The sequence below is a fragment of the Streptomyces tremellae genome, assembly GCF_039540215.1.
GTDB lineage: Bacteria > Actinomycetota > Actinomycetes > Streptomycetales > Streptomycetaceae > Streptomyces > Streptomyces tremellae.
The window spans coordinates 1-2,517 of sequence record NZ_BAABEP010000138.1 but is presented as its reverse complement, the minus strand read 5'-3'; the positions used below and the strand labels follow the sequence as shown (position 1 = coordinate 2,517).

The 2,517-nt window shown below is 78.1% G+C and carries 2 protein-coding genes and 1 pseudogene; 1 reads left to right on the top strand and 2 read right to left on the bottom strand.

The features are described from left to right. A pseudogene (locus tag ABEA77_RS33670) lies at positions 1 to 306 on the top strand (hypothetical protein); the annotation flags it as partial. Between the two features lie 208 nt (positions 307 to 514). On the opposite strand, the gene ABEA77_RS33665 reads toward ABEA77_RS33670, so the two are convergent. Further along, positions 515 to 1,411, bottom strand: a complete 897-nt coding sequence (locus ABEA77_RS33665; protein WP_345655945.1) for a serine hydrolase — start codon at positions 1,409 to 1,411, stop codon at positions 515 to 517. Beyond that, the gene (locus ABEA77_RS33660; protein WP_345655943.1) at positions 1,408 to 2,274 is read right to left on the bottom strand and encodes a LysR family transcriptional regulator; all 867 of its coding nucleotides are present in this window, start codon (positions 2,272 to 2,274) and stop codon (positions 1,408 to 1,410) included. The genes ABEA77_RS33665 and ABEA77_RS33660 overlap by 4 nt, the downstream gene beginning before the upstream one ends. Between the last annotated feature and the right edge of the window lie 243 nt (positions 2,275 to 2,517).

Below are 2,517 nucleotides of genomic sequence, written 5' to 3'. Positions count from 1 at the left end.
GGCGGGGGGTCGAGCCGCGCGGGCCGGGGGTCGAGCCGCGCGGGCGCCGGGTCCGGGCCGCCCGACCGCCGTGCCGCAGCCGCCCGCGCCGAGCCGCGCGCCACCCTCACCATCACCTCCACCGCCCCCGAGACCTCCAGCTCCGGCGCCCCGCTGCTCGCGGACGCCGGCTACGTCGCCAACGGCGACAGCGTCGTCACCGACCAGGCAGGACTGGACCGCACCACGCCGCTGAGCGGCGTCGTGCCCGCGCCGGTGCCCACCAACGACATCATCCGGCGGACGGCCAGGAACGCCAGGTCCTGACGCCGGGCACCGGGCCGGTCCCCGGCCCTCACCCATCGGCGTACGCGCGGCGGTCCGTACGCCCACCGCATGCGGGAGGAGCCGGGGGCGCTCGCCGAGGCCCTGCGCGAGGCCGGGGCGCGCCGGCGGCAGACCCACACCCCCTACCTGGAGAGCCGCCACCGGGCGGCGGGCGCCGCCGACGCCTGACACCCGCGGCACCCGCGGCTCAGCGGCCCTCGGCGGTCCGCAGCTCCTCCACGGCGGCCCTGGCCGCCGCGCCGATCACCGCGTCGGCGCGCGGCAGGCGCCGGTCGGCGCGGGCCGCCTGGGTGAACACCACGGCGGTGTACGCGCTGCCGTCCGCCAGCTCCACGACGCCCGCCTCGTGGCGCATCGCGCCGAACGTGCCCGTCTTGCCGGAGACCGTCACGTCGTCGTACGGGAATCCGGACGCCAGCCGGTGGCTCCACGCCTGGCTGCCCATCGCCTCCCGCATGAAGCGGCACCACCCGGGGGACGCCGCGCGGTCCGTCCAGATCGCGCGCAGCAGCCGCGCCATGTCGGCGGGCGTGCTCGACGCCTTGGAGACCGGGTCGTACACCGCCTCGGAGACGGCGTCGTCGTTGTCGGCCACCCGGGCGAGCGCCGCGGCGGGCGAGGCCGCCCCTGTCTCCTCGACGAGCCGCTCCCAGGCGCGCGCTGCGCCGCCCCTGATGTGCGTACGGGGCATCCCGAAGACCCGGCAGACCTCCTCGACGGCCTCGGGGCCGACCGCGCGCAGCACCGCGTCCGCCGCCGTGTTGTCGGAGACCGTGATCATCAGCACGACCAGGTCGCGCAGCGACAGCGTCGCGGCGTCCCGCAGCAGCGACAGGCCGGTGGGCCCCGGCACCCGGTCGGCGGGGTCGAGCGTGAGCCGCCGCACGGGGTCGAGTACGCCCGCGTCCGCGAGCCGGCAGAACGCGACCATCAGCGGCACCTTGTAGAGGGATCCCACGGGGACGTTGCCCTCCGGGTCGACCACCACGCGCGCCGAGGGATCGCGCACGTCCGCGACGTGCAGCCAGCCCCGCACCCCCGCGTCCGCGAACATGCCGCGCAGTTCGCGCTCGATGCCGCTCATGACGCGTCCGGGGCGGTGCGGGAGGGCGCCCCGCCGAGCAGCGCCCCGGTCAGCGCCTGCGCGGTGCGGCCCGTCTCGTCGGCCGCCGGGGTGCGCGGGTCCCACACCACGCGCAGCCGCAGCGGCAGCGGCGGGTCGGTGGCCGCCGTGCGTTCGACACCCTCGGCGGCGAGCGACCCGTCGGCGGTGACCAGCGTCGCCTGCCCCGCGGCGACCAGCGCGAGCGCGGCACGCTCGTCAGGCACCACGACGGTCTCCACGCGCCGCCCCCTGCTGGCGAGCGCGTCGACGAACAGGTCGTACGCTGCGGGCGCCTCGCTCCGCGGGCGCACGGCGACGGGCAGCCGGCGGCGCGGCCCGCCGGGCCGGGCCGCAGGGGCCAGGTGCCAGGTCGGGAGGAGGGCGACGCGGCCCGCGGCGAGCCCGCCGAGCACCGCGGGGTGGCGGATCACCGCGAGGTCGAGCCGGCCCGCCGCGACCTGCGCGAGCAGCGTCGCGGTCGGCGCGGTCACCACGCCGATCCGGCCCGGGATACCGGCCCGCGCGGGCGCCGCCGCGAGCGCGGCGACCAGCCGGGAGGGCGCCTCCGGTGCGACCCCGAGGCGGATCCTGGGGCCCTCGGCCCGTTCTCGCGCGCCGAGTTCGCGCAGTTCGCCGATGGCGGCGAGCGCGGTGCGCGCATGCGGCAGCAGCCGCGCGCCCTCGTCGGTCAGCGCCACGCCCCTGCCCCGGTCGAACAGCCGCACCCCGAGCAGCGCCTCAAGGCGGCGCAACCCCTGCGAGAGCGGCGGCTGCGTGATGCCGACGCGCTGGGCCGCGCTGCCGAAGTGCTCCTCCTCGGCGAGCGCGACAAAGATTTCCAAGTGCCGTTCCGTGAGCAAGCGGCCCCTCCCGCGTGCGGTGATACGACCTGCGAATCGATCGTGGCGCGAGAGCCTATTCGACACAGCCGCGCGGCGCCGGTTGACTCCCCCCACCGCCGCCACCGCCGAGAGGAAGCGAGCAGCGATGTCACCGCAGATCCCCCAGGCCGCAGGCCACCGGCTCACGTCCCGCCGCACGGCCCTCGCGCTGGGCGCCGGCACGGCACTCACCGCCGCGCTCGG

Coding starts and splice junctions, on each gene's coding strand:
- ABEA77_RS33665 (WP_345655945.1), bottom strand. CDS start 1,411: ATGAGCGGCATCGAGCGCGAACTGCGCGGCATGTTCGCGGACGCGGGG.